This is a genomic window from Mumia sp. Pv4-285 (assembly GCF_041320275.1).
Lineage (GTDB): Bacteria > Actinomycetota > Actinomycetes > Propionibacteriales > Nocardioidaceae > Mumia > Mumia qirimensis.
In genome coordinates this window covers 2,738,595-2,764,436 of sequence record NZ_CP162023.1, presented here as the reverse complement: position 1 = coordinate 2,764,436, position 25,842 = coordinate 2,738,595, and the positions used below count along the sequence as shown (strand labels likewise).

The window sequence follows — 25,842 nt, the reverse complement described above, 5'->3', positions numbered from 1 at the left end:
GATGGAAAGTAACGGGCAAGCAGAACGGGTGACGGGGCCGGCCGATACCGACCCCGTCACCCGGTCAGGTCACGGGCAGGGATCAGGCGTCGGCGTCTCGGGCAGGTCGATGCCACCCTTGCCGAGGGAGTCGTCGAACGCCGCCTCCCACTCGCCGTCCTCGAACGCGCCCTCGAGCGTCTCGTTGATGAACTCGCACATCCCGGCGGCGTCCTTGTTGTAGCCGATGCCGTAGCGCTCCTCGGAGAACGGCTCTCCGACGACCTTGAGGTTGTCCGGGTCCTCAGCCGCATATCCGGCGAGGATCGCACCGTCGGTGGTCACCGCGTCGACCGAGCCGGACTGGAGCTGCTCGACGCACTCGGAGTACGTGTCGAAGCCGGCCGGCGTCGCACCGTACTCCTCCTCGACCGTCTTGATCGAGGTCGAACCGGTGACCGAGCAGACCTTCTTGCCGCTGAGGTCGTCCGGGCCGTTGATCGAGTCGTCGTCGGCGGCGACGAGGAGCTGCTGGCCGGTCACGTAGTACGGGCCTGCCTGGCCGACGACCTGGCGACGCTCGTCGGTGATCGAGTACGAGGCGATCACGAAGTCGACGGTGCTGTTCTGGAGGAACGGCTCGCGGTTGTCGGAGATCGTCTCGACCCACTCGATCTTGTCGGGCTCGATGCCGAGCTTCGCCGCGAGGATCTTGCCCATGTTGGGGTCGAAGCCTTCCGGGGTGTCGGACGTGGCCGACTTGAACCCGATGCCCGGCTGGTCGAACTTCACGCCGATCTTCACGGTGCCTGCATCGGCGATCTCCGCCGTGCGAGTGCCGTCGTCGAACGAGGCGTCCGAGACGACCTCGGGGCTGAATCCGCCACCGCTGCCGCCGTCGCCATCACCGCCGTCGTCGTCGCCCGCGTCGCCGCAGCCGGCGAGTGCGAGCGCTGCTGCTGCGGCGATCACCGCGATCTTGGTCCTACGGATCTTCATGACTTCTCCCTTTGCCTTCACGAGCGCCGCGGACGCGGCTCCGGTCGTTCGGTTCCGAAGATGGGGTACGGGGGTGATTCAGTGCTTGAGGATCTTCGCGAGGAAGTCCTTCGCACGGTCGGTCTGAGGGTTGTCGAAGAACTCGTGGGGAGTGTTCTCCTCGAGGATCTGCCCGTCGGACATGAAGACGACCCGGTCGGCGGCCGTACGGGCGAAGCCCATCTCATGGGTGACCACGACCATCGTCATGCCGGCCTTCGCCAGCGCGACCATCGTGTCGAGGACTTCCTTGATCATCTCGGGATCGAGCGCGGAGGTCGGCTCGTCGAAGAGCATGACCTTCGGATCCATCGCGAGGGCGCGGGCGATGGCCACGCGCTGCTGCTGGCCGCCGGAGAGCTGGGCAGGGTACTTGTTGGCCTGCGAGTCGACACCCACGCGCTTGAGGAGCTCCATCGCGCGCTTCTCGGCGTCACCCTTCGACTTCTTGCGCACCTTGACCGGTCCGAGCATGACGTTCTCGAGGACCGTCTTGTGCGCGAAGAGGTTGAACGACTGGAACACCATGCCGACGTCGGCGCGCAGCTGTGCGAGCTTGCGGCCCTCCTCGGGGAGCAGCTCGCCGTCGATCGCGATGGTGCCTTCGTCGATCGGCTCGAGGCGGTTGATCGCCCGGCACAGCGTCGACTTGCCCGATCCGGACGGGCCGATGACGACGACGACCTCGCCAGGCTTCACCGAGAGATTGATGTCCTTCAGGACGTGGAGATCGCCGAACCACTTCTGGACGTCGTTCATCGCCACCATCGCGGCGGCCGTGGCGGTCGAGGTGGCTGAGCCTGTCGGCGCAGGGGTCACCGAGTCGTACGAGTCATCCGACATGTGAAAAAACCTAAGGGGAACAGGAGGACCTTGCTAGCCAGGCACGCACTCGGCGGGGGGTTGTTGTGAGAACGTGACCGCGGAATGAGACGGCGTACGGGATGGTTCGTGACTGACATGCACGGGATCGAGGTGGTCGTCTTCGACGTCCTCGGGACGCTCGTCGACGAACCCAGCGGCCTTCGATCCGCGATCCGCGAGGCGGTGCCCGACGCCAGTAGTGAGGCCGTCGAAGGCCTTCTCGCCGTGTGGCAGCGCCACGTCGAGCTCGAGCAGCGGCGCATCGCCGGCGGGGAACGGGCGTACGCGAGCACCGACGTGATCGACGCCGAGGCTGCCCGACGGGTGGCGGACCAGGCCGGAGTCGCCGATCCGGCGGCCGTCGCCCGGCTGGGTACCGCCGCGCACCGCCTCCCCGCCTGGGACGACTCGGTCGCAGGCCTCGCGCGGCTCGCACAGCACGTCCCCGTCATCGGGCTCTCCAATGCCAGCCGTACGGCGTTGCTCCGCCTCAACGCTCACGCGGGTCTTCGGTGGCACCAGGCACTTTCCGCAGAAGCGGTACAGGCCTACAAGCCGGCGCCCGCGGTCTATCGGCTCGCCGTCGCCACGTCGGGGTGCCCGGCGGAACGCGTGCTCATGGTGGCTGCGCACGCCTGGGACCTCCGCGGAGCCCAGAGCGCCGGCATGCGCACGGCGTACGTCGAGCGGCCGGTCGGCGACCCGCCAGCCGCCTCGGACGTCTTCGACGGGCGATTCGACGGGCTCGACAGCCTGGTCGCTGCGCTCACGACCAGCTCGTGAGGCCTCTCCGCGCTCGTCGAACGGCCCCGTACCCTGGGAGGGCTATGACCAAGACGTATGAGGTGCGCACCTACGGGTGCCAGATGAACGTGCACGACTCCGAGCGCCTGTCGGGCCTGCTCGAGGACGCCGGCTACGTCGCCGCACCGCCCAAGACCGAGAAGCCCGCCGACGTGATCGTGTTCAACACGTGCGCGGTCCGCGAGAACGCCGACAACCGCCTCTACGGCACGCTCGGGCACATCGCCAGCATCAAGCGCGAGAACCCGGGCATGCAGATCGCGGTCGGCGGGTGCCTCGCGCAGAAGGACCGCGACACGATCACGAAGCGCGCCCCGTACGTCGACGTCGTCTTCGGCACCCACAACATCGGCTCCCTGCCTGCGCTGCTCGACCGCGCGCGGGTCCAGGAGGAGAGCCAGGTCGAGATCCTCGAGTCGCTCGAGGTGTTCCCGTCGACGTTGCCGACCAAGCGGGAGTCGGTCTTCGCGGCGTGGGTCTCGATCAGCGTCGGCTGCAACAACACCTGTACGTTCTGCATCGTCCCGAGCCTGCGCGGCAAGGAGAAGGACCGCCGCCCCGGCGAGATCCTCGCCGAGATCGAGGCGCTGGTGGCCGAGGGCGTCGTCGAGGTCACGCTGCTCGGTCAGAACGTCAACTCGTACGGCGTCGAGTTCGGTGACAAGTACGCCTTCGGCAAGCTGCTGCGCGCGTGCGGCGAGATCGAGGGCCTGGAGCGGGTGCGCTTCACCTCGCCGCACCCGGCCGCCTTCTCCGACGACGTCATCGCCGCGATGGCCGAGACGCCCAACGTCATGCCGCAGCTGCACATGCCGCTCCAGTCGGGGTCCGACCGTGTTCTCAAGGCGATGCGCCGGTCGTACCGCAAGGACCGCTACCTCGGCATCATCGACCGCGTCCGCGCCGCGATGCCGGAGGCCGCGATCACGACCGACATCATCATCGGGTTCCCCGGTGAGACCGAGGAGGACTTCCTCGAGACCATGGACGTCGCGCGCCATGCCCGGTTCACGTCCGCCTACACGTTCCAGTACTCCCCGCGCCCCGGCACCCCGGCCGCCACGATGGACGAGCAGCTGCCCAAGGAGGTCGTCCAGGACCGGTACGACCGGCTGGTCGCGCTCGTCAACGAGATCTCGTGGCACGAGAACCAGGCCCTGATCGGGTCGACGGTGGAGCTGCTCGTCGCCGACGGACGCGGCGGCAAGAAGGACGGGGCCACGCACCGGCTCACCGGTCGCGCCCGCGACAACCGCCTCGTCCACTTCTCGCGTCCGGCGGGAATCGATGTGCGCCCGGGCGACATGGTCGAGACCGTCATCACCTCGGCCGCCCCGCACCACCTGATGGCCGACGGCGAGCCGCTGTCGGTGCGCCGTACGCGTGCGGGGGATGCCTGGGAGGCGCGCAACGCGAAGCCCACGCCGGTCGGCGTGGGCCTCGGGATGCCGTCGGTCGGCACTCCGGCGCTGGTTCCGGTCGCGGACGGACCCGGCTGCGCCTGCTGAGGTCGCTCAACCAGCGTGGGGGGTCCCACCAGCGTCTCGGTTCGGGTCCCCGTCGAGCTTGTCGAGGCCCTCCTTCGCGGCGTGGGCACCCTTCTGGATGTGCTGGTCGTACTTGCCGCCGGTCTTGTCGCTGGCGATGTCGGCGGCCTTGTCGATGCCGCCGGCGATCTTGTCGCCGTGGTCCCGGGCGAGGTCCTGAACCTTGCCCTTGTGTCCCTTGAACATGTCGAGCAGACCCATGGTTCACTCCTTGTCGCTCGGGGCTGGTCCCTCGAATCTAGACCGCGCGCGACGGCTCCGCCGGGGGACCTGCATGCGCGGTCAGCGTCATGATCGCGGGAACCGACCCCCGCAGGTAGGCCTCGATCACGACCTCCTCCTGCGGGACGACGGGTTGCGGGAGGTCACGCAGGGAGAACCATCGCTGGTCTGCCGACTTCTCGGGCTCCGCGATCCCCGGCGTACCGTCCCAGTGGCGCGCGATCCAGAAGAAGTCCACGCGCTGCTCCACCGCCGGCCCGCCCTCGACCCACCGGTGGATGGTCGTAAGGGGCTCCAACGAGGCGGGATCGACGGTGACCCCGACCTCCTCGGACACCTCACGGGCAGCGGCCGTGCGAGCTGACTCGTCAGCATCGACGTGACCGGCGACCATCGCCCAGTGGCCGTCTCGGTAGCCGGTGTTTCGGCGCAGGTGCAGCAGCACCTCCTCCTCGTGCGGTGCACCGCGCAGGAGCAGGACGTACGAGGCGGGGACGAGGGTGTGGCCCATGAAGAGCACTCTAGGGTCGGCCGCCGACGGTGGGCAGGACGCCTACGGCTTCAGGAGGCGGTACGCCCGGAAGACGTCATTGTCGATCGGCAGCACCTCGATGTCGGCGAACCCCGCCTCCTGCGCGTATCCCCGCAGGACGTCCGGCCGCATCACCGTCCCGGTGGCGCGGCTCGGGCGGTGGGACATGCCGTCAGGGAGGCACACCAGCACCGAGTAGCCGTACATCAGCTGCTCCACCGGGTCACCTGGCCCCGTGAACGCCTCGGGCACCCGCTCGTCGACCCCGACCACCCAGCCGTCCGGCTCGGCCATGGACCGCATCGTCGAGAGCACGGTCACCGGGTCCGGCATGTCGTGGACGCACTCGAAGGCCGTGACCAGGCCGTACCCGCGGGCGTCCTCCACGGTCGCCGCGTCGACGCAGCGGAACGTCACCCGGTCGGCGACGCCGTGGTGGGCCGCGTTCTCCTGTGCCGCTGCCACGGAGTCCGCGTCCAGGTCGAAGCCGTCCACGGTGCTGGCGGAGTAGCCCGAGGCGATGCCGATCGACGACCACCCGTCGCCGCAGCCGATGTCCGCGACGCGGGTGCCGCGAGTCAGTCGTTCGTGGAGCTCAGGGACAGCAGGCAGCCACGACGTCGGGAGCGACGACAGGAACAGTGCGCGATTGGCGTCGGCCTGACCGCGGCGCATCCGTGGACCGTACGCGGCCCAGCCGACACCGCCGCCCGTCCGGTAGGCCGTCTCGAGCGCGGAGAGCTGCGCGCCGGCCGCGGCGAGGACCTGGGTCAGCGGAGTGAGGTACGACTCCAGCGAACGGTCGCACAGCACCTCCCGCTGGGCATCGTTCACCCCGTACTTCCGCTCGTCGGGGTCGTCCGACGGCGCCGCGACGTCGATGAGACCCGCAACGGCCTGCTGCTCGAGCCACTCGCGGGCATAGCGCTCGTCGATCTCCGCGTGGCGCGCCAGGCGCGCCGGGGTGAGCGGACCGTGCTCGGCCAGGGCGTCGTACAGGCCGAGGCTGTCGCCGAGAGCGATCGTGAGGCAGTCCATCGCGCCGAGGACGGAGGCGAAGATCCGTTCCGCGAAGGCTTCGGTGTCCTGGGAACCAGTCGTGGCCGCCGCCTCGGCGCTCACGGCTCAGCCCGCGTTCGGAGGCACCGGCGGCTCGCCCGGTCCCGTGCCCTTGTCGAGCTTGTGGATCTGGACCTTGGCGGCGGCGTGGGCCTTGTCGATCTTGTCGTCGTACTTGCCCTTGCTGAGCTCTTTGGCCTTGTCGCGCACCTTCTCGAGCGCGTCGTCGATCTTGTCGCCGTTCTCGGTGACGAGCGTGCTCGCGCGCTCCTTCATCTCGCGGGCCATGTCCTCGGTCGAGTCCTTGACCTTCTCGAAAACCTCGTCGAACTTCTTCGGGTCGAACTGGGACATGCCGGCTCCTTCTGACCTGGTGGGTCGTCGTCCGCTGTGCTGAGTAGTCACGAATCTACGTCAGAATGGGTGGCGTGAGTCAGCCCGTCGTCGCCGTCGTCGGCCCCACCGCTGCCGGCAAGTCGGATCTCGCGGTGGCCCTTGCGGCGCGGATCGGCGGCGAGATCGTCAACGTCGACGCTTACCAGGTCTATCGCGGCATGGACGTCGGTACGGCGAAGCTTCCCGAGGACGAGCGCGGGGGAGTGCCGCACCACCTCCTCGACGTGCTCGACGTCACTGACTCGGCGACGGTCGCGGAGTTCCAGGAGTGGGCGCGCGCCGCGATCGCCGAGATCCGCGGACGTGGGGCGGTGCCCGTGCTGGTCGGCGGGTCGGCGCTGTACGTCCGGGCTGTCGTCGACGCTTTCGAGTTTCCGGGCACCGATCCCGAGGTCCGGGCGCGCCTGGAGGAGGAGCTGCGGACGCAGGGGCCGGAGGCCATGCACCGACGGCTGGCCGCGCAGGACCCGCCGGCCGCAGCGTCGATCCTCGTCTCCAACGGGAGGCGGATCGTCCGCGCCCTGGAGGTGATCGAGATCACCGGTCGCCCCTTCGCAGCATCACTGCCCGCGCACGCCTCGTTCTACGAGGACGTGCGGCTGATCGGCGTCGATGTGCCCCGTGGGGTTCTTGATGACCGGATCACCCGGCGGGTCGACCGCATGTGGGACGCCGGGCTGGTCGACGAGGTGCGGGAGCTCGGGGAGGGACTCGCGTCGAGCCGGACGGCGAGCCGTGCTCTGGGGTACGCGCAGGTGCTGGCGTTCCTCGCGGGCGAGATGTCGGAAGACGAGGCGCGCGACGCGACCGTACGCGGGACGCGGAAGTTCGCGCGCCGTCAGGACTCGTGGTTCCGCAAGGATCCGCGGATCGTCTGGCTCCCGTACGACGCACCCGACCTGGTGGAGCGGGCGGTGGGGGTCTCGATCGCTTCGCGCCTCGACCAGCGGGAGTGGGGCGGCGTGGATCAGCGGGAGTGGGGCGGCGTGGACCAGCGGGAGTGAGCCTTCGCTGGTCGAGGCCGGAGCGCCAGCGGAGGATCGAGACCCGGTCACTCCAGGTTGCGGCGGAGGCGGGTGAGCGCGACGCCGTACCCGATCCGGATCCCCGGCGCGGCCAGCCGCCACAGCACACCGGCAACCGGACCGCCCGGCACGCGGACGCGCTCCTCCCAGGCGAAGACCGTACGGCCGCCGTCGGCCGGCTCACAGGTGAAGACGCCGGTCCCGGAGACGACGCGGCCCGTGTGCGCGACCTCGCAGAGGCGCGGCGGCTCGGAGCGTATGACGTGCATCGTGTCGTCGAACCCGATCGGGCCGAGGCCGGTCCGGGCGATCATCTCGTCACCGACGACTCGCACCGTGGTCGCCGGGATCCACTCGCCCTGGCGCTCCCAGTCGGTGACGTACGACCACACCGCGTCCGGCGGCGCGTCGATCACGACCTCGCCGACAACGACCCCGAGGGCGGGTGTCGCGACAGACGGTCGATCGGCCATGGTCGTCAGCGCGCCGTCTCGTCGGAGCGCCACCCGGCGTAGCCCAGCACGATCAGGCGCATCTGGCGGCGCGCCTCGGTCTCGATCTCCTCGAGCACCTCGGGGCGGTCCGGCGACTCGATGATCTGCTCGGCGGTCGAGACCATGATGTTGACGAACAGCCTCGACGCGGTCAGGACGTCCTCGCTGCGCCAGGTCTCGAGGTGCGGGAAGGTCCGCAGGTCGACGGCCAGCTCGCTCACGTACAGGCGCAGCTCGTCGCGGATGCGGTGGCGTACGGCGGGGACCCCGCCGAAGCGCTCGCGGGCGACGAAGGCGAAGTGAGACCGGTGCGACCGGACCTGGATCGCGATGATCGCGGCGGAGGCGGCGATGACGTCCTTGTACGTCCGAGGATCCTGGCGCGCCTCGCGGAGCATGCCCCGTAGGGTGTCGAACGACTGGTCGACCAGCGCGAGGCCCAGTTCCTCCATGCTGGCGAAGTGACGGTAGAACGCGGTCGGCACCACCCCGGCGCGACGGGTCACCTGACGAAGGCTGACTCCTGCGAACCCGTGCTCGTCCGTGAGCTCGAGCGCGGCGTCCAGCAGCGCCTGGCGGGTGCGCTCCTTCTGCTCGTGGCGCGTCAGGGCGTCGTCGGTCTCGTGCACTCGCGCACCTTATCGCTGTCACGTGCGACACGACGTTCGTCGGTGGTCACGTGACGACGACGTGGTGCGCGAGGTGACGCACGATGCGTTCGACCGACTCGTCCGTCACTCCGCGGTCTTCCGTGAGCAGGAGGAGGCGGAATCCAGCCGCGAGCGCGACGATCATCGTGTTCATGTCGTCGGGGGACAGACCCGATCGGAGCTGACCGCGCCGTTCGAACAGGCGGAGGACGAGCCGGAGCTCGGTGCGCAGCGACCCGTACTCACGCGCGAGCTCCGTGCTCTGCGCGACGGCCTCCGACGGTCCGTACGCTGCCGCGTGGCGCACTGCCCACGCGACCAGCGTCGCCCGATCCGTCTCCGTACTCGGCACCAGGGCTCGGACGAAACCGAGGAGTGCCTCGTCGGGAGGTGCGTCGAGATCGAGCATGTCGACGTCGAGGCGCCAGTCCTCGGTCAGCATCGTCGCCACAGTGGCATGCAGCTCAGCCTGCGTGGGGAAGTGGTGGCGCAGCGTGCCGATGCCGATCTCGGCGCGACCCGCGACGGCGCGGACGGTGAGGGCGCTCCACCCGGACTCGTGGACGATCTGACGCGCCGCCTGCAAGATCGCCACTCGGGGGCGCTCGTCCATGGCCTCCCTGACCAGCCGCGAGAGACGCAGACGTCTTCGCGATTTCTAGTACGCCGTACTAGTACAACGTACCAATTCCGGCGACGACGTCCCTGGCTTCTCCACAGAGCCAGATCGGCGCCCGCGTAGACTCGTGGAGTGACCAGCTTCGCGTGGCTCAAGGGCCATGGCACCGAGAACGACTTCGTGCTCCTCCCCGATCCGGACGGGACGGTGCACGGCGATCTCGACCCCGGTTTCGTGGCCGCGCTGTGCGACCGACGCCGCGGTCTGGGCGCCGACGGCATCCTCCGGGTCGTGCGCTCGACCGCCGACGGCGGGGCCGAGTGGTTCATGGACTACCGCAACGCCGACGGTTCGATCGCCGAGATGTGCGGCAACGGCGTACGCGTCTTCGCCCGTTATCTCGCTGACGAGGGGCTCGTCGACACCTCGGGCCCGGTGCCCGTGGCCACCCGCGACGGCATCAAGGTCGTGACGTACGAGGTGGAGCCCGTCGAGACCATCGCCATAGACATGGGGGCTCCGCGGCTCCTCGGCGAGTCGAAGGTCGCGGTCGACGGACGTTCGTACGCCGCCCGGCACGTGGATGTGGGCAACCCGCACGCCGTGGCGTTCGTCGACGACCTGGCTGATGCCGGCACCCTGCTGGTCGAGCCGCAGTACGACACCGAGGTGTATCCGGCGGGCGTCAACATCGAGTTCGTCGAGCGGCGCGGGCCGCAGCACGTCGCGATGCGGGTCCACGAGCGCGGTGCCGGCGAGACCAGGTCCTGCGGGACCGGAGCCGTGGCTGTCGCCCTGGCCGCTGCCGCGGCAGATGGTGTCGACCCCGCCGATGGTGACGTGACCTATCGGGTCGACGTGCTCGGCGGCACCCTCCACATCACCTGGCGAGGCGACGGTCACGCCGTCCTGGCAGGCCCCGCGGTGATAATTGCTCGCGGCGACATGACGTGGCTGGGATGATCGACGGCATCGCCGACGTTGCAAGGATCAGATGACTGCGCACAACGAACCCACGTACGAGACCGACACCACGCCGGTCGAGCCGCCCACGCCCGCCCCGCTGCTCGAGCAAGACCCCGAGACCCACGACGGCGAGCAGTTCGATCTCGCCGACCGCAACTCGCTCCGGCGTGTTGCGGGACTGTCGACCGAGCTCGAGGACATCAGCGAGGTCGAGTACCGCCAGTTGCGCCTCGAGCGCGTCGTGCTCGTCGGCGTCTGGACCGAGGGGTCGGCGACCGATGCCGAGAACTCCCTCGCGGAGCTGAAGGCCCTCGCCGAGACCGCCGGATCCGAGGTGCTCGACGGGCTGATCCAGCGTCGACAGCGCCCCGACCCCGCGACGTACATCGGCCGCGGCAAGGTCGAGGAGCTCACCGAGATCGTCCTGGCGACCGGTGCCGACACCGTGGTCTGCGACGGTGAGCTCGCTCCGAGCCAGCTGCGCAACCTGGAGGACCGGACCAAGGTCAAGGTCGTCGACCGTACGGCGCTGATCCTGGACATCTTCGCCCAGCACGCGAAGTCCCGAGAGGGCCGTGCGCAGGTCGAGCTGGCTCAGCTGCAGTACATGAAGCAGCGCCTGCGTGGATGGGGCGGCAACCTGTCTCGTCAGGCCGGTGGTCGCGTCGGTGGAGACGGCGGCGGCATCGGGTCGCGCGGTCCTGGTGAGACCAAGATCGAGACGGACCGGCGCCGCATCAACGACCGGATCGCCAAGCTGCGCCGCGAGCTCAAGGACATGCGGAGGACCCGCGACACGAAGCGCGCCAACCGGCAGCGCAACCGTGTGCCTGCGGTCGTGATCGCCGGCTACACGAACGCCGGCAAGTCGAGCCTCCTCAACCGGCTCACGCACGCCGGTGTGCTAGTCGAGGACGCGCTGTTCGCGACCCTGGATCCGACGACCCGACGTACGGAGACGTCCGACGGCCGCGAGTACACGCTCTCGGACACGGTCGGATTCGTCCGTCACCTCCCGCACCAGCTGATCGAGGCATTCCGCTCGACGCTGGAGGAGGTCGCCGACGCCGACCTGGTGCTGCATGTCGTGGACGGCTCGCACCCGGACCCGGAGGGTCAGATCAACGCGGTCCGCGAGGTCTTCGCCGACATCGACGCGCTGGGTGTCCCGGAGATCATCGTCGTCAACAAGGCGGACGCTGCAGATCCGCTGGTCCTCTCACGCCTGCTCGCTCGCGAGCCGCACGCTGTCGTCGTGTCTGCGCGGACGGGCGAGGGCATCGAGGAGCTGCTCGGCGCTGTCGAGGCCGACCTGCCGTTGCCGGCGGTCAAGATCGACGTCGTGCTGCCCTACTCCCGTGGCGATCTGCTCAACCAGATCCACCTGCACGGCGAGATCGACACGATCGAGCACACCCCGGACGGCACGCACGTCATCGCGCGCGTCCACGACGGCCTCGCCGGCGCCGTCGCCGAGTACGCCTGACCCTTCGCTGGTCGAGGCGCGAAGCGATCGAGACCAAAAGACCGTGCGCCGAGCACCGCGTCCCCTCCAGGAACGGTGCCCGGCGCACGGCCGGTCTAGCAGCAGATGATCAGTCGCTGCCGGGGATCCCCGACTCCGGCGGCGTGCCCGGCTCGTCGGTGAACTCCTCGATCTCGGCGTCGCCGACGTCCGTCTTGAGGATCGGCGTCTTGTCCTCCGCGCTGCCATCAGCGTCGAGCTGGACGAGCTTCATGCCGCCGATGCCGGCGTGACGGTCCTCGGAGTAACGGAACGGCACATAGTTCGGACCATCGAGGTCCGCACCGTCCTGCTCGAAGACGTCCACGATGCCCTCGCGGCTGATGTCCTCACCCGCACGCTGCATCGCGTCGACGACCGTGTAGGCCTCGGACATGCCGTAGATCTTGTAGTTCGTCAGCGGCGAGCCGTCTCCGTACTCGTCCCAGACCTTCTGCCACAGCTGGGTCCACGGATCGTCCGTGTCGTCGCTCTCAGGCATGTACGAGGTGGTGTAGATGCCGGTGAGCGGGCTGCTCCCCTTGACGGCGCCCTCGGAGAACTTCTCCAGCAGCGACCCGACCAGGCCCGGGTCGGAGCCGACGTTGGTGTAGAACCAGGTCGGCTTGTAGTTCAGCTTCATCGACACGAGCTGCGAGAGCGCCGTGTACGAAGGGACGTTGAACCCGACGACGAGGTCGGCGCCGGACTTCTGCAGCTCCGCGATCTGCGGGCCCACGTCGGTGTTGCCCGGGACGTACTTGACCTCGGAGACGATCTGGTCCTCGATGAACTGCTTGAGGCCCTTCGTGCCGTCCTCGCCCAGCTCGTCGTCCTGACCGAACACGCCGACCTTGGCGTCAGGCATGTTCTCGGCGATGTACTGGCCGATGATCTTGCCCTCGGACTCGTAGTCGGGCTGCCAACCGAAGGTCATCGGCAGCTCCTCGGGGTTGTCCCAGAGGATCGAGCCGGACGAGACCGTCAGGTCGGGAACGCCCTCGGAGTTGAGGAAGTTCGTGACGGCCTGGTGCGTCGGCGTGCCCAGTCCGCCGACCACCGCGAAGACCTGGTCCTTGAGGACGAGCTCGTTGACGACCTCGGTCGTCTTGGCCGGGTTGTAGCCGTCGTCCTTCGCGATGAACTCGATCTCGCGGTCGTTGACGCCCCCCTCGGCGTTGACGAAGTCGTAGTACGCCTTGTGGCCGAGCGGGATCTCGCTGTAGCCGGGCGCTGCCACGCCCGTGAGCGGGAAGTGGCCGCCGATCTTGATCGAGTCGTCAGTGATGCCGGGAACACTCCCGCCACCGCCGTCGCCGTCACCGCCGCCGCACGCGGCGACGACCAGAGCGGAGGCTGCCAGAGCGGCCCCGAGTGCGAGCCGGCGACTCCTGCGCGCCGGCATGGGCTGATGAGCCATGGATCTCATCCCTTCTTGGTGGGTGTTGCGGTGAGTTGACGACGGGCGCGTTGGCGGCGCCATGCCATCGAGAGGGTCCCCATGACGCCGCCAGGTGCGAGCAGCATGACGAGGACGAGGACGATCCCGTAGATCAGCGGTGACATCTGAGCCGACTGGGTGTCGGAAAGTCCCGACTCGGTCGAGAGGTCGGTGACCAACGGGGGCAGGAAGACCAGCACGGCTGAGCCGATGAATGCGCCGGTGATGCTGCCGAGGCCGCCGATGACCACGGCCGTGAGGAGCGAGAGCGACAGGACGAGCGTGAAGACGGTGGGCGCCGCGAGGCGGACCACCATCGCCATGACGGCGCCGGCCAGCCCGGCGTACGCGGCGCTGATCACGAACGCCTGCACGCGGGTACGGCCGAGGTTGATGCCGGCGATCTCCGCGGCGACCTCCTGGTCACGGACGGCCCGCCAGTGGCGGCCGACCTTGGAGCGACCCAGGTTGAGGGCGAAGAACAGGGCGATCACGAGGGCGAACAGCCCCAGGTAGGCAACGTACTTCGATCCCGTGGCGAAGGTGCCTGATACGGCATCGATGAACGAGACGAACCACTCGGGTGGCTGCGGCGCGACGACGGTGAGGCCGGCCTCGCCGTTGAAGGTGCCCTTGTAGTACAGCGCGACGCTCGGGAGCGCGATGGCGAACGCGAGGGTCGCACCGGCGAGGTACGGACCGTGGAGGCGTGCGGCGCCGATGCCGACGACGAACCCGACCAGCGACGTCACGAGGATCGCCGCGAGGGCGATCACCGGGAAGGGGAGCGGCGAGTCGGTGTCGAGCATCAGCGCGGTCGTGTAGGCACCGACCGCCATCAGCGCGCCGTGGCCGAGCGAGATCTGTCCGTTGAGGCCGGTGAGCGCGGTCAGGCCGATCGCCGCGATGGTGAAGTAGGTGACCGACGACAGCTGCGTGTTGGTGTAGGCGTCGGTGGACTCGAGCAGGACGACCCCGATCACGAGGACACCGAGCGACACCAGCAGGCTTCGTACGAGGTTGAGGCCGACCAGTCGCTGCATCGCCGACGGGCCGCGGGGAGCAGCGGGTACGGCGGTAGTGATGTCGGTCGACATCAGACCCTCCTTGCCTGGGTGCTGGAGAAGAGGCCGCCGGGCTTGAGCAGCAGCACGGCGATGAGGACGACGAAGGCGCCGATCGTGACGAGGCCGGGCGCGAGGTATCCGGAGACCAGCGAGTTCACGGTGCCGAGGATGAGACCCCCGACGACTGCTCCGATCGGGCTGTCGAGCCCGCCGATGACGGCGGCGATGAATCCGAAGGCGATGAGCGACTCCATGTAGCTGGGGTAGATGAACGACCCGGACGCGACGAGGATGCCGGCGACCGATCCGACGAGTCCGGCGAGCGCCCACCCGAACGTCAGCAGGTGGGAGACCCTGACGCCGAGGATGCGGGAGACCTCGCCGTCGAACGCGGCGGCACGCATCGTCAGGCCGAGCTGCGTCTTCTGGAAGAGCAGGGTGAGCCCGACGACGACGACCCCGACGGTGCAGAGCACGAAGATGCTGGTCGGTGTCAGCGCGAGGTTGAGGTCGCCGACCTGGAACCCGGACAGCCCCACCGGGGACGAGAAGGACTGGTAGTCCGACCCGAACAGGATCGCGGCCAGCGCCTGGATGGCGACGTACAGGCCGAGGGTGGCGATGACGATATTGAGCTCCATGCCGCCCTCGAGGGGACGGATCACGACGCGCTCGAGGACCGCGCCGATGATGAAGCCCGCGACGAGCGCTCCTGCGAACGCGGCCCAGTACGGGAAGTCGCGGTTCATCAGGGTGAGCGCGATGTAGGTGGTGAACATGGCCTGCGAGCCCTGCGCGAAGTTGACGATGCGCGTCGAGCGGAAGATCAGCACCAGCGCCAGCGCGAAGGCCGCGATGACGATGCCCTGGGTGATCCCGTTGAGCAGGACGTTGATGAAGTGCTGCACGGTGTCCTCCTCAGAACCCGAGGTACGAGTGGCGCAGGGTGGCGTCGTTCTGGAGGACCTCGGCCGACTCGGTCACGACGACCTTGCCGAGGTTCAGGACGACACCTGTGTGCGCGATGGACAGGGCGCTGCGGGCGTTCTGCTCGACGAGGAGCACGGTGAGCCCGGAGTCGTTCACGAGGGCGCGGACCAGGTTGAAGATCTGCGCGACGATCCGCGGTGCCAGGCCGAGCGACGGCTCGTCGAGGAGCAGCAGCGTGGGCCGCGACAGCAGCGCTCGCGCGATCACGAGCATCTGCCGCTCACCGCCCGACAGCGTGTGCGCCTGGGCGCTGCGGCGGTCGCCGAGCACCGGGAACAGCTGGTAGGCGTCGTCGAGCGTCCGGACCGGGGCCGGCACGTCGTTCGGACGTTTGGCCGCGCCCCGCATGCCGAGGCGCAGGTTCTCCTCGATGGTGAGCTCGGCGATGACGCCGCGCCCCTCGGGGACGTGCGCCATGCCGCGGTGCACCATCGACTCGGTCGGCTTGCCGGTGATGTCGGTGCCGTCCAGCGTGATGGTGCCGTCGACCGGCTTGACGAGCCCCGAGACCGTCCGCAGCAGCGAGGTCTTGCCGGCGCCGTTCGCGCCGAGGACCGCGGTGATCTGGCCGGCGCCCACGGTGACGTCGACGGAGTCGAGCGCCTTCACGGGGCCGTACGTCGTGGTGAGGTTCTTGATCTCGAGCACGCTCATGCCCCCTTCGCCGTGTCGGAGCCGCCGTGCGAACCGGTCGCGAGCAGGGTCGTGTCGATCTCCGCGCCCGCGGACACCTCGGCGCCGAGGTAGGCGGCGATGACCTTCGGGTCGTCCCGCACCTCGGCCGGAGTGCCCCGGGCGATGACCTGCCCGAAGTCGAGGACCGTGATCTGGTCGCAGATCCGCATGACCAGGTCCATGTGGTGCTCGACGATCAGCACCGACATGCGGGACGTCAGCTGGCGTACGAGGTCGCCGAGCTCGTCCATCTCGCCCTCGGAGAGGCCGGCCGCGGGCTCGTCGAGGAGCAGCAGGCGCGGCTCCGAGACGAGGGCGCGGGCGAGCGCGACCTTCTTCTGGTCCGGGTAGGGCAGCATCCCGGGATAGCGGGGGGCGAGGTGTGCGGCGCCGAGGTCCGAGAGCGTCTGCATCGCTCGCTCTTGCAGCGCTTCCTCGTCGCGCCGGGCGCGGGGGAGCCCGAACGCGGCCGAGACGAAGCCGCTGGTCGATCGGACCCCGGCGCCCGTCATCACGTTCTCCAGGGCGCTCATGCCGGGGAACAGCCCGACGCCCTGGAGAGTGCGTGCGATGCCGAGACCGGCGAGGTCGTGGGCGTGGAGGTTGGTGAGCTCTCGCTCGTCCCAGGTCAGTCCGCCGGCATCCGGCTTCACGAAGCCGCAGCAGACGTTGAACAGGGTGGTCTTGCCGGCGCCGTTGGGTCCGATGACGCCGTGGACCTGGCCGGGCTCGACGGTGAGGCTGACGTCGTCGAGGGCGACGAGGCCGCCGAATCGTACGGTGACACCTTTCGCGATGTAGTGGCTTGCGCGGTGCTGACGTGAGTCGCCACCCGAAGGTGATGACTCAGGATCGGGCTCGATGGGAGGGGTCACGCGAGTCCTTCCGGATGTGTCGTGTGGAGCGGGGTGTGACCCCGACCACATGGCAGCGTTGCCCGCCGAACGCTACCGATCTCCCACAGGTAAGCAAGCGCTTAGTCCGAGCTAGAGGTGAATCGTTACCGGAGCGTGACGCGGGGTCGAAGCGGATCGCTTGTTTGCCGCGTGGACGGTTGCTGGCCGCGACCATCTTGCGTACGTTGCCGCCCCGCCTCGCCGCCTCCGACACCTGTGGGTCGCGGGTCCCGTCGGCGGTCGCCGGTCGCTAGGCTTCGGCAGTGACCTCGTCGATCTCGGACCAGCCAGCCGCGACTGCCGACGCCTCGCGGGTCGAGCGCGTACGCGAGGTGCTGCACGCCGCGGTCGGAGCGGTCGGAGGCGTCGAACGCCCAGGTCAGGTCCAGATGGCGCAAGCCGTGTCGGACGCGTTCGCGACCGGTCAGCACCTCCTGGTGCAGGCCGGCACGGGCACGGGCAAGTCGCTCGGCTACCTCGTGCCCAGCCTGCTCCACGACCGCCGTGTGGTCGTCGCGACCGCCACGCTCAACCTCCAGCACCAGCTCGTCGAGCGCGACATCCCGGCGCTGCTCGCCGGTGCGTCCACGGTGCTCGGTCGCGCGCCGCACGCCGCGGTCGTGAAGGGTCGCGGCAACTACGCCTGCCTGCACCGCATCCGCGAGGGTGCGCCCGACGACCAGGGCGTGCTGATCGAGGCGCCCACCGGCTCGCTGGGCGAGGAGGTCGTCACGCTCCGCGCGTGGGCCGAGGAGGAGTCCGACCGCGGCGGCGTCGGCGACCGTGACTCGGCGCCGTCCCACACGGAGCGGGCCTGGCGTCAGGTCAGCGTGCACGCGCGCGAGTGCCTGGGCGCGAGCCGGTGCCCGTACGCGGGGGAGTGCTTCGCCGAGGCCGCTCGCGACCACGCGGCGGACGCCGACCTCGTCGTCACCAACCACGCGCTGCTCGCGATCGACGCGATCGACGGCGTCCCGATGCTTCCGGAGTACGACACCGTGGTCGTCGACGAGGCCCACGAGCTCGTCGCCCGCGTGACCCAGGCGTCGACCGCCGACCTGTCGCCGCCGATGGTGGAGCGCGCGGCGAGGCGAGCGCGCTCGTTCGTACGCGGCCGCGAGGCGGACGACCTCGAGGACGCGTCCGACGCCTTGCGCGACGCACTCGAGGCGACCGGGCCCGGCCGGATCGCGTCACCGTCCGACCAGCTCGCCGATGCGCTCTCGCTCGTCCGTGACGCTGCGCGCGACTGTCACTCGTCGATGCCGAAGGAGCCGAAGGAGTCCGGCGACGGTGACGCCGCTCGCCAGCAGGCGAAGGCGATGGTCGACGACGTGCGCAAGGTCGCCGAGCGCATGGCTGCCGCGTCCGAGTCAGACGTCCTGTGGCTGGCAGAGCGTGACGGGTCCCGAGGTGGCAACGAGCTGCGGATCGCACCGATCGACGTCGCGCTCACCCTGCGCGACAAGCTGTTCGGCGAGAACACGGTCGTCATGACGAGCGCGACGCTCAAGCTGGGTGGCGGGTTTGATCCGGTCGCCCGCACCGTCGGCCTGTGGGGTGCGGACAAGGTCGAGGAGGGTGAGGTGCCCGCGCCGCAGGGCGCCGGCAAGGCCGATGCGTCCGATGACGACGTCGCCGACGACCGCGAGTCCGGCGACGACAGGATCGGCGGTTTCGCGTGGCGCGCCATCGACGTGGGCTCGCCGTTCGACTACGCGAAGCAGGGCATGCTCTACGTCGCGCGACACCTGCCGCCGCCCGGGCGCGACGGGATGGGCGGCGCGACGACCGACGAGATCGTCGACCTCGTACGCGCTGCCGGAGGACGGACTCTGGGCTTGTTCTCGTCGCGTCGGGGTGCGGAGGCCGCGACCGAGGCGGTGCGCGAACGCATGCCCGACCTCGAGGTGCTCTGCCAAGGCGACGCGCAGTTGCCGGAGCTGGCCCGCAGGTTCGTCGAGGACCCTCGGACCTGCCTCTTCGGGACACTGAGCCTGTGGCAGGGCATCGACCTGCCAGGGGCCACGTGCCAGCTGGTGATCATCGACCGCATCCCGTTCCCGAGGCCCGACGACCCGTTGATGAGCGCGCGTCAGCGTCTCGTCGAACGGCAGGGCGGTAACGGCTTCATGCAGGTCGCCGCGACCCATGCCGCGCTCCTGCTGGCGCAGGGAGCGGGGCGGTTGATCCGGCGCGCCGACGACCGCGGCGTGGTCGCGGTGCTCGACTCGCGTCTGGCGACGGCACGGTACGGCAGCTTCTTGGCGTCGTCGATGCCGCCGATGTGGCGGACCGTGGACCGTGCCCAGGTGCTCTCCGCGCTCCAGCGCCTGGACGCCGCTGCGTCCTGATCTCGCCGGCGCGCGAGGGGGCACGGGACCGAGGGGATCCCGCGCCCCCGCACACGGCGCGCGGGGTCAGACGCGCCGCATGACCGTGGTGACCTTGCCGAGGATCGTGGCGTCAGTGCCGTCGATGGGCTCGTACGCGGGGTTGTGCGGCAGCAGCCACACCTCGCCGTTCTTGCGCTGCAGGGTCTTGACCGTCGCCTCCCCGTCGATCAGCGCGGCGACGATCTCGCCGTTCTCGGCGGTCGGCTGCTGACGGATCACGACGTAGTCGCCGTCGCAGATCGCTGCCTCGACCATCGAGTCGCCGCGGACCTCGAGCATGAAGAGCGTGCCGTCGCCGACCAAAGTGCGGGGGAGCGGCATGACCTCTTCGACGCGCTCCTCGGCGAGGATCGGCCCGCCTGCTGCGATGCGGCCGACCATCGGGACGTACGCGGGGGCGGGGCGGGCGTCGCCGGCGCCGGTGTCGTCGAACCCGAAGTCGAGCGCGTCGCCGATCGAACGGCGCGCCGCGAGCACGTCCGGGAGGAACACCTCGATCGCGCGCGGCCGGTTGGGGTCGCGACGCACGAACCCGTTGCGTTCGAGGACCTTGAGCTGGTGGGCGACCGAGGAGACGCTGGCAAGACCGACCGCGGCGCCGATCTCGCGCATGCTCGGCGGATAGCCGCGCTGCTCGATGGACTCGCGGATGATCTCGAGGACTCGGCGCTGGCGAGGGGTCAGGCCACTCGCGTCCGGCGGTCCGTCGGGGAGCTCGGAAACCTCGGCTTTGGTCATGGGCCTGACATTAGACCCGGCCGACGACACGATCAAACATATGTTCGATCAGCGTGTCGACGCCGACACGTCGAAAGTTTGTTCGAACGGGTCCTTCAAAAGTGTCACCGGGTGTGGTTATCTTCGTACGCATGTTCGATCGAACGCCTGTTCGGCTCAGGCTCCGGGCTCCGGGCTGATCGCCTACCTCGCGTCGGTCGGACAGGCCCCACGAGTCCGAGACACGGAGGACACGATGAGCACCGTCCGCACCACCCTTGATCGCCCCGCCGGCCACGCCGGAGACCTCGAGCGCGCCGACCGCACGGTCGTCGCGCTCGACACGCCGTTGATGCGCGCCGTCGAGCGCCATCCTGCCGGGCGGGCGCTCGTCGACGGTCCCCGGACGGCGCCGCGCTCCGCACCTCCTCGGCCGACTCCGCGTCCCGCCTCCCGGCCCGCCTACCGGTTGACGCGACGAGGTCGCCTCGCCGTCTTCGCTGCGGCGCTGCTCGCTGTGGGCGGTCTGACCGTCGGGTTGGGGACGCAGGTGATCGCCACCTCCGACGCCGGCGATCCGGTGCCGAGCCGGGCGGTCGTGGTCCAGCCGGGCGAGACCGTCTGGGACCTTGCTGCCGACGCCAACCCGAGCGGCGACATCCGTGAGACCGTCCACGACATCGCCGAGCTCAACTCGCTCGAGAGTGCAGGCGAGGTCGCGGCAGGCTCGACCATCTACATCCCGCTCTACTGAGTCGATCGGTCTACCGACCGTGGCCGGGCGCTTCGACCTCAACGATGTCGCGCATCCACGCGCCGATGGCGGCCATATCGGTGAGGACGTCATCGCGGGTGCATGCCGGAGCACCTTCGTCCCACTCGGCCACCACGGCGTACGCAAGCGTCCGGGCGGGGCCGGAGACCAGGCCGACGTCTCCCCGGACGGTGGAGATCGTGCCGGTCTTGTTCCACAGCACGATTCCCCGGTCCGGTTCGGCGTGAGCGAGGGGGTCCAGTCCGAAGGCGCTCGCGACCATCGACAGGTCGGTGTTCGTGGCGAGCCAACCGGTCACGTGCTCGCTCACGGCGGACGAGATGACCTCGCGGCGGTGCAAGCGCGCGCAGAGCTGGGCGAGGTCTGTCGCGCAGCCGACCGAGAGCGTCGGTGGGTGCGACGGTCCGCGGTCGTCGCGGACGCGGTCGAGCAGCCGGCTCCGTGCCATCCCGATCCGTTCGGCCGTCGCGGTCACGGCGTCCATCCCGATGCGGCGCAGCAGCACGTTCGTGGCCAGGTTGTCACTGACGGCGCCGACGAGTCGGCAGACGTCGACGACGGGCAGGGCTTCGGTCGCCAGGAGGTGCCACAGCCCCGAGTCGGCGACCCAGTCCTCCTCTGTACGAGTCAGGGGTTCCGCGGGGTCCAACGCCCCGGTGGCGATCTGGTGCGCGGCCTCGACGAGCAGCACCAGCTTGCCGATGCTCGCCGTACGCAGCACCAGGTCTGGCTCGACCGACGCGAGCACCGTGTCGGCGTCCGCGTCACGCACCTCGACGGTCCATCGCAGGCCGTCGCGAAGCGGCGGGAGCGGCGGGAGCGGCGCGGTCATCCTGCGTCGCCCGTCGGCGTCGTACGGTCTGCGTGCCCGAGCTCGCGATCAGGGTCGATCTGGTCGCGGACCCGGCGCTTGAGCTCCGCAGCGTCCGGGAACCCGCCGTCGGTCTTGCGGTCCCAGACGACGTGGTCGTCCACCGTGATCCGGAAGACCCCTCCGGTCTTGGGGACCAGCGTGACCGCGCCGAGCTCGGTGCTGAAGGTGCTGAGCAGCTCCTGCGCCATCCATCCGGCGCGCAGCAGCCACTGGCACATCGTGCAGTAGACGATCTCCACGCGGGGGAGGGAGGGGTCTCGATCGACTTCGTCGCCTCGACCAGCGGGGGAGGCCGCGCCTGCACCAGCGGGGGAGGCCGCGCCTGCACCAGCGGGGGAGGCGGGGGTGGTCATCCGAACGCCTTACGGAGGCTCGCAAGGAAGGCGTCGACGTCCTCGCTGGTGGTGTCCCACGAGCACATCCACCGGGACTCGACGAGGTCCGGATGGGCTCCGGGGCGCCAGTCGTAGAACGGGTGCTCGGCGCGCACGACGTCAGCGACCGCCTTCGGCAACGTCGGGAAGACGACGTTCGCCTGCGTCGGCTGCTCGACGTGCAGGAGCGGCGCACCCGACTCGTGCACCCGGCCGTCCGCGGCGAGCTCGACGGCGAGCGAGTCGACGCCGGCACGCATCTGAGAGGCGCGTGCGTTCGACGCGGTGGCGTTGCGGAGCCAGAGGTCGTCCTCCGGGTCGAGGAGGGCGGCGAGCTGCGCCGAGACGTACCGCATCTTCGAGGCGAGCTGCATCGACGTCTTGCGCATGAACTCGAGCCCGGAGACGGCATCGGGCGCGAGGACGACGACGGCTTCACCGAGCAGGATGCCGTTCTTGGTGCCGCCGAAGGACAGGGCGTCGATGCCGAGCTCGGTCGTGAGGGCGCCGAGACCGACGCCGAGGTGTGCGGCGGCGTTGGCGATGCGGGACCCGTCGACGTGGACCCGCATCCCGTACGCGTGGGCGGCGTCGACGATGCGGCGTACCTCGTCGATCGAGTACACCGTGCCGAGCTCGGTGGACTGCGTCAGCGACACCGCCAGTGGCTGCGCACGGTGCGGGTCGCCGAGGTTGGCGGCGTACTGGTCGAGCGCGTCGGTCGTCAGCTTGCCGTCGGGCGCCGAGACGGGGAGCAGCTTGATGCCGGCGACGCGTTCGGGGGCGGCGTTCTCGTCGGTGTGCAGGTGGGCGACGTCGGTGACGATCGCCGACCCCCAGCGGGGGAGGAGCGCGCCGAGGGAGACGACGTTGGCGCCGGTGCCGTTGAACACCGGGTACGCCTGGGCCTGGTCGCCGAAGTGGTGTCGTACGACCTCGCCGAGGCGTGCGGTCCAGCGGTCGTCGCCGTACGAGACGACGTGCCCGGTGTTGGCCGCGGCGACGGCCTCGAGGATCGCCGGGTGGGCGGGGGCGTAGTTGTCGGATGCGAATGCTGCCACGCCCGCCAGCCTATTCGGCGGGCGGGCGGAGGCTTCGGCGGCAGCGTGTCAGGCGGTGCCGACAGGGTTCAGGCTGCGCTGTCAGGAGTCGGCGAGGAGCTTGTCCAGGCGGACGAACCCCTCCTCCATGCCTCCCTCCATGCCGGACTGGACCATGCCGTCGCGGTCCTCGACGGAAGCGAAGGCGCTCGTCGCCTCCATCCGGGTGGTGCCGTCGCCGAGGTCGACGAAGCGCAGCGTCTCCAGCGACACGTGCCCGGGCACCCCCTCGTACTCGAAGGTGCGGGTGATGCCGTTCTCCACGGAAGGCTCACCGTGGTAGACGCCGCGGAAGCCGTGCGTGTTGCCGTCGTCGTCGCGCTGGGTCCAGCGCCAGCGTCCGCCGTCGCGTACCTCGTTGATGGCGATCTCGGTCTCGTACTTGTCGGGACCCAGCCACTTCTTCTGCCACTCGTCGTTGACGTTGGCGTGGAAGAGGCGGTCGGGCGTGGTGGCGAAGGTACGGGTGATCTGGATGGTGCTCGTACCCGGTGCTGCGGTGACCTTGAGGTCGGACATGGTTCCCCCTCGGGAGCTCGGTGATCGGGTCAGGACGGGTCGGACGGCGGGTCGATCTCGGCGAGCAGCGCATCGAGCCGGGCGTAGCTGGCCTCCCAGTACGCGCGGTAGTCCGCGAGCCAGTCGGTGGCTTCCCGGAGTGCGTCGGCCTCGAGGTGGCTGAGCCGCATCGTGCCTTGCTGCGAGCGGGACACCAGCCCCGCCCGCTCGAGGACCTTGAGGTGGCGCGACACCGCCGGCTGCGACATCGCGAACATCCCCGTGAGCTCGTTGACGCTGGCGTCGCCCTGGGCCAGCTTGCCCAGGATCGCCCGCCGGGTCGGGTCCGCGAGGGCCCCGAACACGAGGTCGAGCTCGTCGTCCGTCATCATCCATAACCAATCAGTTGTATAACGTGATGGTTCTAGAGTGCCGTGGTCGTGCGGTGCTGTCAACCCCTGGTCTGAACCATGACCAATAAAGGCATGGCGTTTGACAGGGCGGCGCTGACAGGATCGAACGACCAGCCACGAACGAGGAGAACCATGACCGCCTATGCGATCGCCCACATGCGCGAAGTGACGATGGGTCCAGGGATCGTCGAGTACCTCGAGCGCATCGAGCAGACCCTCGCGCCGCACGGTGGCCAGTTCGCCGTGCACGGCGCTGACGTCGAGGCGATGGAGGGCGTGTGGCCCGGCACGATCGTGGTGATCGCCTTTCCTGACAAGCAGCGGGCGGCGGCTTGGTACGCATCGGAGGCCTACCAGGCGATCCTGCCGTTGCGGACGGAGAACGCCGTCGCGGACGTGATCATCGTGGACGGCGTCGATGCTGACCACCGAGCGACGGACGTGCTCGGCGCCGCAGCGAGCTGAGTGGGGCGGCGGTCGAGCAGCGCTCCGGCTGCGTCGATGGCGGCGGACAAATCAGACATGCCGTGACCCCTCGCGAGCGGATCGTGTTGCGCGAAGGGGGAGATTCCTATGAACAACACCATCCGCGTGATCGGCCTCGGGGCCGCAACCGCACTGGTCGGTGGCGCCTTGGTAGCCACCGCACCTAGCGCATCCGCCGACGACGTCAACGTCGCACCGGCACGCAAGATCACAGGCGCGACCACGAGTCCGTTCGGTCTCGCGAAAGACGGCGCCGGCCGTATCTATGTGACCAACTTCAGTCAGAACAACCTGGTCGTCTATGCCGCAGGGGCCAACGGTGCCGCCGCACCCACCCGTACTCTCACGAACGGGATCAACAACCCGCGTGGCGTCGATGTCGACAGCAACGGGTTCGCGTACGTCGCCAACAACAACGGCACGGTCAGTGTGTACGCGCCGTCCGCCGACGGCGCTGACCCGCCGGTGAAGACCTTCGGGACCGGCGCAGGTGCTGCGCTCGGGCTCGATGTCGGACCCACGGGAAGCATCTTCGTCCGCAAGTCCACGACCGTGAACGTCTACTCGCCGGCCGCCGCGGGCAACCCCGCACCGACCAGCCGACAGATCACGGGCGTTCCCGCAGGCAACGGCGTGCACGTCGCGGCGAACGGTACGACGTGGGCCGACGCGGGAGCGGCGCTTCGCGCGTACGCTCCGAACGCGAACGCAGCGGCAGTTCCGCTGCGAACGATCGCCGGCGCCAAGACCGGACTCACCGCCCCGATCGTCGGGCTCGGTACGGACGGCGCAGGACGCGTCTACGCGACGAACTTCAACGTCGTGAGCACGGCTGTCGTCTTCGCCGCGAACGCCGAAGGCAACGTCGATCCGCTCAAGGTCCTCGGCGGCGCCGCCACCCAGCTGGACCGGCCGAGCCACATCGCCGTCGGTAGCGGCGGCCGCCTCACGGTCGCCAACTTCAGCGGCCAGTCGGTGCTCGAGTTCGGGACGCTCTTCGCGACTGCCCCGAGCAAGCCGAGGGCGTTGAAGGTCGCCGGCAAGAAGAGCGCGAAGAAGCGCAAGGTGTCGTGGAAGGCACCGTCGAACAACGGCGGTGCGGCGATCACCGGCTACCGGCTCGTCGTCAAGAAGGGCAACAAGACGCTGCTGAAGAAGAACTTCGGTCCTGGCAAGCGGTCGTACAAGATCAAGCGGTCCAAGCTGCGCAAGGGCAAGCACGTCGTCTTCGTGAAGGCGAAGAACAGCAAGGGATTCGGTAAGAACGCGAAGAAGGCGTTCCGGGTCCGCAAGTAGTAGGGCGAAGCGCGCAGGTCGTACGGCTCGGGTCGTACGAGATCGGTCGGGGTCGGCTCTGAGGAGCCGGCCCCGACTGGTTGCGGGTCCATGCAAAGTCCGCCCGTGATGACCCGTGGTGCGCGCACGGTGGAGGGCGAGGGGG

Annotated in this window: 29 protein-coding genes; 9 read left to right on the top strand and 20 right to left on the bottom strand. The window is 69.4% G+C overall.

The features are described from left to right. Positions 1-69: 69 nt before the first annotated feature. Together AB3M34_RS13325 and AB3M34_RS13320 are read right to left on the bottom strand one after the other, a co-directional pair. Entirely contained in the window at positions 70-978 is a 909-nt protein-coding gene (locus AB3M34_RS13325; RefSeq protein WP_370614538.1) for a glutamate ABC transporter substrate-binding protein, read from the bottom strand. Positions 979-1,056: 78 nt separating this feature from the next. After that, positions 1,057-1,785, bottom strand: coding sequence for an amino acid ABC transporter ATP-binding protein (locus tag AB3M34_RS13320; RefSeq protein WP_370620015.1), 729 nt, complete (start codon positions 1,783-1,785; stop codon positions 1,057-1,059). A gap of 192 nt (positions 1,786-1,977) precedes the next feature. Here AB3M34_RS13320 and AB3M34_RS13315 point away from each other — a divergent pair, with 192 nt between their 5' ends. Next, positions 1,978-2,664, top strand: coding sequence for a haloacid dehalogenase type II (locus AB3M34_RS13315; protein ID WP_370620014.1), 687 nt, complete (start codon positions 1,978-1,980; stop codon positions 2,662-2,664). Positions 2,665-2,708: 44 nt separating this feature from the next. Further along, on the top strand, positions 2,709-4,193 hold the full coding sequence (gene miaB, locus AB3M34_RS13310) for a tRNA (N6-isopentenyl adenosine(37)-C2)-methylthiotransferase MiaB (RefSeq protein WP_370614536.1): 1,485 nt from the start codon (positions 2,709-2,711) through the stop codon (positions 4,191-4,193). Positions 4,194-4,199: 6 nt separating this feature from the next. Here the strand turns inward: miaB and AB3M34_RS13305 are convergent, their stop codons facing one another. Genes AB3M34_RS13305 through AB3M34_RS13290 form a run of 4 tightly spaced genes read right to left on the bottom strand, consistent with a single transcriptional unit; the run spans position 4,200 to position 6,399 of the window. Continuing rightward, positions 4,200-4,433, bottom strand: coding sequence for an antitoxin (locus tag AB3M34_RS13305; protein ID WP_370614534.1), 234 nt, complete (start codon positions 4,431-4,433; stop codon positions 4,200-4,202). Positions 4,434-4,470: 37 nt separating this feature from the next. Further along, positions 4,471-4,965 (bottom strand): NUDIX hydrolase, encoded by a 495-nt coding sequence (locus AB3M34_RS13300; protein ID WP_370614533.1) that lies wholly within the window; start codon positions 4,963-4,965, stop codon positions 4,471-4,473. Between the two features lie 42 nt (positions 4,966-5,007). Continuing rightward, complete coding sequence (locus tag AB3M34_RS13295; RefSeq protein WP_370614531.1) at positions 5,008-6,108, bottom strand: class I SAM-dependent methyltransferase; 1,101 nt, start codon at positions 6,106-6,108, stop codon at positions 5,008-5,010. A 3-nt stretch (positions 6,109-6,111) separates the two neighbouring features. Next, positions 6,112-6,399, bottom strand: a complete 288-nt coding sequence (locus AB3M34_RS13290; RefSeq protein WP_370614530.1) for an antitoxin — start codon at positions 6,397-6,399, stop codon at positions 6,112-6,114. Between the two features lie 74 nt (positions 6,400-6,473). On the opposite strand from AB3M34_RS13290, the gene miaA reads away from it, so the two are divergent. Then, a complete protein-coding gene (gene miaA / locus AB3M34_RS13285; RefSeq protein WP_370614528.1) occupies positions 6,474-7,445 on the top strand; it encodes a tRNA (adenosine(37)-N6)-dimethylallyltransferase MiaA in 972 nt (323 codons plus the stop codon). 47 nt (positions 7,446-7,492) lie between these two features. On the opposite strand, the gene AB3M34_RS13280 is transcribed toward miaA, so the two are convergent. Genes AB3M34_RS13280 through AB3M34_RS13270 form a run of 3 tightly spaced genes read right to left on the bottom strand, consistent with a single transcriptional unit; the run spans position 7,493 to position 9,223 of the window. Continuing rightward, on the bottom strand, positions 7,493-7,939 hold the full coding sequence (locus AB3M34_RS13280; RefSeq protein ID WP_370614526.1) for an SRPBCC family protein: 447 nt from the start codon (positions 7,937-7,939) through the stop codon (positions 7,493-7,495). 5 nt (positions 7,940-7,944) lie between these two features. Further along, entirely contained in the window at positions 7,945-8,589 is a 645-nt protein-coding gene (locus AB3M34_RS13275; RefSeq protein ID WP_370614524.1) for a TetR family transcriptional regulator, read from the bottom strand. 46 nt (positions 8,590-8,635) lie between these two features. Continuing rightward, positions 8,636-9,223, bottom strand: coding sequence for a TetR/AcrR family transcriptional regulator (locus AB3M34_RS13270; RefSeq protein ID WP_370614523.1), 588 nt, complete (start codon positions 9,221-9,223; stop codon positions 8,636-8,638). A 138-nt stretch (positions 9,224-9,361) separates the two neighbouring features. Here AB3M34_RS13270 and dapF point away from each other — a divergent pair, with 138 nt between their 5' ends. Next, positions 9,362-10,192, top strand: coding sequence for a diaminopimelate epimerase (gene dapF / locus AB3M34_RS13265; RefSeq protein ID WP_370614522.1), 831 nt, complete (start codon positions 9,362-9,364; stop codon positions 10,190-10,192). Positions 10,193-10,223: 31 nt separating this feature from the next. Next, positions 10,224-11,681 carry a GTPase HflX gene (gene hflX / locus AB3M34_RS13260; protein WP_370614520.1) on the top strand — a complete coding sequence of 486 codons (1,458 nt, stop codon included), beginning with the start codon at positions 10,224-10,226 and terminating at the stop codon, positions 11,679-11,681. A 109-nt stretch (positions 11,682-11,790) separates the two neighbouring features. On the opposite strand, the gene AB3M34_RS13255 is transcribed toward hflX, so the two are convergent. Genes AB3M34_RS13255 through AB3M34_RS13235 form a run of 5 tightly spaced genes read right to left on the bottom strand, consistent with a single transcriptional unit; the run spans position 11,791 to position 16,747 of the window. Further along, on the bottom strand, positions 11,791-13,119 hold the full coding sequence (locus AB3M34_RS13255; RefSeq protein WP_370614519.1) for an ABC transporter substrate-binding protein: 1,329 nt from the start codon (positions 13,117-13,119) through the stop codon (positions 11,791-11,793). A 5-nt stretch (positions 13,120-13,124) separates the two neighbouring features. Continuing rightward, complete coding sequence (locus tag AB3M34_RS13250; protein WP_370614517.1) at positions 13,125-14,237, bottom strand: branched-chain amino acid ABC transporter permease; 1,113 nt, start codon at positions 14,235-14,237, stop codon at positions 13,125-13,127. Continuing rightward, complete coding sequence (locus AB3M34_RS13245) at positions 14,237-15,115, bottom strand: branched-chain amino acid ABC transporter permease (RefSeq protein WP_370614515.1); 879 nt, start codon at positions 15,113-15,115, stop codon at positions 14,237-14,239. The genes AB3M34_RS13250 and AB3M34_RS13245 overlap by 1 nt, the downstream gene beginning before the upstream one ends. 10 nt (positions 15,116-15,125) lie before the next feature. Beyond that, a complete protein-coding gene (locus tag AB3M34_RS13240) occupies positions 15,126-15,851 on the bottom strand; it encodes an ABC transporter ATP-binding protein (protein ID WP_370614514.1) in 726 nt (241 codons plus the stop codon). Beyond that, on the bottom strand, positions 15,848-16,747 hold the full coding sequence (locus AB3M34_RS13235; protein WP_370614512.1) for an ABC transporter ATP-binding protein: 900 nt from the start codon (positions 16,745-16,747) through the stop codon (positions 15,848-15,850). Before AB3M34_RS13235 ends, AB3M34_RS13240 begins: the two co-directional genes overlap by 4 nt. 284 nt (positions 16,748-17,031) lie before the next feature. On the opposite strand from AB3M34_RS13235, the gene AB3M34_RS13230 reads away from it, so the two are divergent. Beyond that, positions 17,032-19,122: an ATP-dependent DNA helicase gene (locus tag AB3M34_RS13230; RefSeq protein WP_370614511.1), complete on the top strand. Its 2,091-nt coding sequence runs from the start codon at positions 17,032-17,034 to the stop codon at positions 19,120-19,122. Positions 19,123-19,188: 66 nt separating this feature from the next. Here AB3M34_RS13230 and lexA read toward each other — a convergent pair whose 3' ends face one another. Continuing rightward, a complete protein-coding gene (gene lexA, locus AB3M34_RS13225) occupies positions 19,189-19,902 on the bottom strand; it encodes a transcriptional repressor LexA (protein WP_370614510.1) in 714 nt (237 codons plus the stop codon). Positions 19,903-20,137: 235 nt separating this feature from the next. On the opposite strand from lexA, the gene AB3M34_RS13220 reads away from it, so the two are divergent. Continuing rightward, positions 20,138-20,635, top strand: a complete 498-nt coding sequence (locus AB3M34_RS13220) for a LysM peptidoglycan-binding domain-containing protein (RefSeq protein ID WP_370614508.1) — start codon at positions 20,138-20,140, stop codon at positions 20,633-20,635. A 10-nt stretch (positions 20,636-20,645) separates the two neighbouring features. Here the strand turns inward: AB3M34_RS13220 and AB3M34_RS13215 are convergent, their stop codons facing one another. The 5 genes from AB3M34_RS13215 to AB3M34_RS13195 all read right to left on the bottom strand — a co-directional run bounded on the left by AB3M34_RS13215 (position 20,646) and on the right by AB3M34_RS13195 (position 23,894). Beyond that, on the bottom strand, positions 20,646-21,488 hold the full coding sequence (locus AB3M34_RS13215) for a serine hydrolase (RefSeq protein WP_370614506.1): 843 nt from the start codon (positions 21,486-21,488) through the stop codon (positions 20,646-20,648). Beyond that, on the bottom strand, positions 21,485-21,769 hold the full coding sequence (locus AB3M34_RS13210) for a SelT/SelW/SelH family protein (RefSeq protein ID WP_370614504.1): 285 nt from the start codon (positions 21,767-21,769) through the stop codon (positions 21,485-21,487). The genes AB3M34_RS13215 and AB3M34_RS13210 overlap by 4 nt, the downstream gene beginning before the upstream one ends. 110 nt (positions 21,770-21,879) lie before the next feature. Further along, the gene (locus AB3M34_RS13205) at positions 21,880-22,965 is read right to left on the bottom strand and encodes a threonine aldolase family protein (RefSeq protein ID WP_370614503.1); all 1,086 of its coding nucleotides are present in this window, start codon (positions 22,963-22,965) and stop codon (positions 21,880-21,882) included. A gap of 81 nt (positions 22,966-23,046) precedes the next feature. Beyond that, on the bottom strand, positions 23,047-23,523 hold the full coding sequence (locus AB3M34_RS13200; RefSeq protein WP_370614501.1) for an SRPBCC domain-containing protein: 477 nt from the start codon (positions 23,521-23,523) through the stop codon (positions 23,047-23,049). Between the two features lie 29 nt (positions 23,524-23,552). Continuing rightward, positions 23,553-23,894, bottom strand: a complete 342-nt coding sequence (locus tag AB3M34_RS13195) for an ArsR/SmtB family transcription factor (protein ID WP_370614499.1) — start codon at positions 23,892-23,894, stop codon at positions 23,553-23,555. A 153-nt stretch (positions 23,895-24,047) separates the two neighbouring features. Here AB3M34_RS13195 and AB3M34_RS13190 point away from each other — a divergent pair, with 153 nt between their 5' ends. Together AB3M34_RS13190 and AB3M34_RS13185 are read left to right on the top strand one after the other, a co-directional pair. Continuing rightward, positions 24,048-24,380 carry a DUF1330 domain-containing protein gene (locus AB3M34_RS13190; protein WP_370614498.1) on the top strand — a complete coding sequence of 111 codons (333 nt, stop codon included), beginning with the start codon at positions 24,048-24,050 and terminating at the stop codon, positions 24,378-24,380. A 108-nt stretch (positions 24,381-24,488) separates the two neighbouring features. Then, positions 24,489-25,697 (top strand): hypothetical protein, encoded by a 1,209-nt coding sequence (locus AB3M34_RS13185; RefSeq protein ID WP_370614496.1) that lies wholly within the window; start codon positions 24,489-24,491, stop codon positions 25,695-25,697. Positions 25,698-25,842 lie beyond the last annotated feature (145 nt).

What these genes read in the sequence shown, in the direction of transcription:
- AB3M34_RS13220 (WP_370614508.1), top strand. Translation starts at nt 20,138, where the DNA reads ATGAGCACCGTCCGCACCACCCTTGATCGCCCCGCCGGCCACGCCGGA.
- AB3M34_RS13320 (WP_370620015.1), bottom strand. Translation starts at nt 1,785, where the DNA reads ATGGTGGCGATGAACGACGTCCAGAAGTGGTTCGGCGATCTCCACGTC.
- miaB (WP_370614536.1), top strand. Translation starts at nt 2,709, where the DNA reads ATGACCAAGACGTATGAGGTGCGCACCTACGGGTGCCAGATGAACGTG.
- AB3M34_RS13195 (WP_370614499.1), bottom strand. Translation starts at nt 23,894, where the DNA reads ATGATGACGGACGACGAGCTCGACCTCGTGTTCGGGGCCCTCGCGGAC.
- AB3M34_RS13315 (WP_370620014.1), top strand. Translation starts at nt 1,978, where the DNA reads ATGCACGGGATCGAGGTGGTCGTCTTCGACGTCCTCGGGACGCTCGTC.
- AB3M34_RS13270 (WP_370614523.1), bottom strand. Translation starts at nt 9,223, where the DNA reads ATGGACGAGCGCCCCCGAGTGGCGATCTTGCAGGCGGCGCGTCAGATC.
- lexA (WP_370614510.1), bottom strand. Translation starts at nt 19,902, where the DNA reads ATGACCAAAGCCGAGGTTTCCGAGCTCCCCGACGGACCGCCGGACGCG.
- AB3M34_RS13300 (WP_370614533.1), bottom strand. Translation starts at nt 4,965, where the DNA reads ATGGGCCACACCCTCGTCCCCGCCTCGTACGTCCTGCTCCTGCGCGGT.
- AB3M34_RS13200 (WP_370614501.1), bottom strand. Translation starts at nt 23,523, where the DNA reads ATGTCCGACCTCAAGGTCACCGCAGCACCGGGTACGAGCACCATCCAG.
- AB3M34_RS13280 (WP_370614526.1), bottom strand. Translation starts at nt 7,939, where the DNA reads ATGGCCGATCGACCGTCTGTCGCGACACCCGCCCTCGGGGTCGTTGTC.
- AB3M34_RS13240 (WP_370614514.1), bottom strand. Translation starts at nt 15,851, where the DNA reads ATGAGCGTGCTCGAGATCAAGAACCTCACCACGACGTACGGCCCCGTG.
- AB3M34_RS13190 (WP_370614498.1), top strand. Translation starts at nt 24,048, where the DNA reads ATGACCGCCTATGCGATCGCCCACATGCGCGAAGTGACGATGGGTCCA.
- AB3M34_RS13185 (WP_370614496.1), top strand. Translation starts at nt 24,489, where the DNA reads ATGAACAACACCATCCGCGTGATCGGCCTCGGGGCCGCAACCGCACTG.
- AB3M34_RS13305 (WP_370614534.1), bottom strand. Translation starts at nt 4,433, where the DNA reads ATGGGTCTGCTCGACATGTTCAAGGGACACAAGGGCAAGGTTCAGGAC.
- AB3M34_RS13290 (WP_370614530.1), bottom strand. Translation starts at nt 6,399, where the DNA reads ATGTCCCAGTTCGACCCGAAGAAGTTCGACGAGGTTTTCGAGAAGGTC.
- AB3M34_RS13250 (WP_370614517.1), bottom strand. Translation starts at nt 14,237, where the DNA reads ATGTCGACCGACATCACTACCGCCGTACCCGCTGCTCCCCGCGGCCCG.
- AB3M34_RS13215 (WP_370614506.1), bottom strand. Translation starts at nt 21,488, where the DNA reads ATGACCGCGCCGCTCCCGCCGCTCCCGCCGCTTCGCGACGGCCTGCGA.
- AB3M34_RS13325 (WP_370614538.1), bottom strand. Translation starts at nt 978, where the DNA reads ATGAAGATCCGTAGGACCAAGATCGCGGTGATCGCCGCAGCAGCAGCG.
- AB3M34_RS13255 (WP_370614519.1), bottom strand. Translation starts at nt 13,119, where the DNA reads ATGGCTCATCAGCCCATGCCGGCGCGCAGGAGTCGCCGGCTCGCACTC.
- hflX (WP_370614520.1), top strand. Translation starts at nt 10,224, where the DNA reads ATGACTGCGCACAACGAACCCACGTACGAGACCGACACCACGCCGGTC.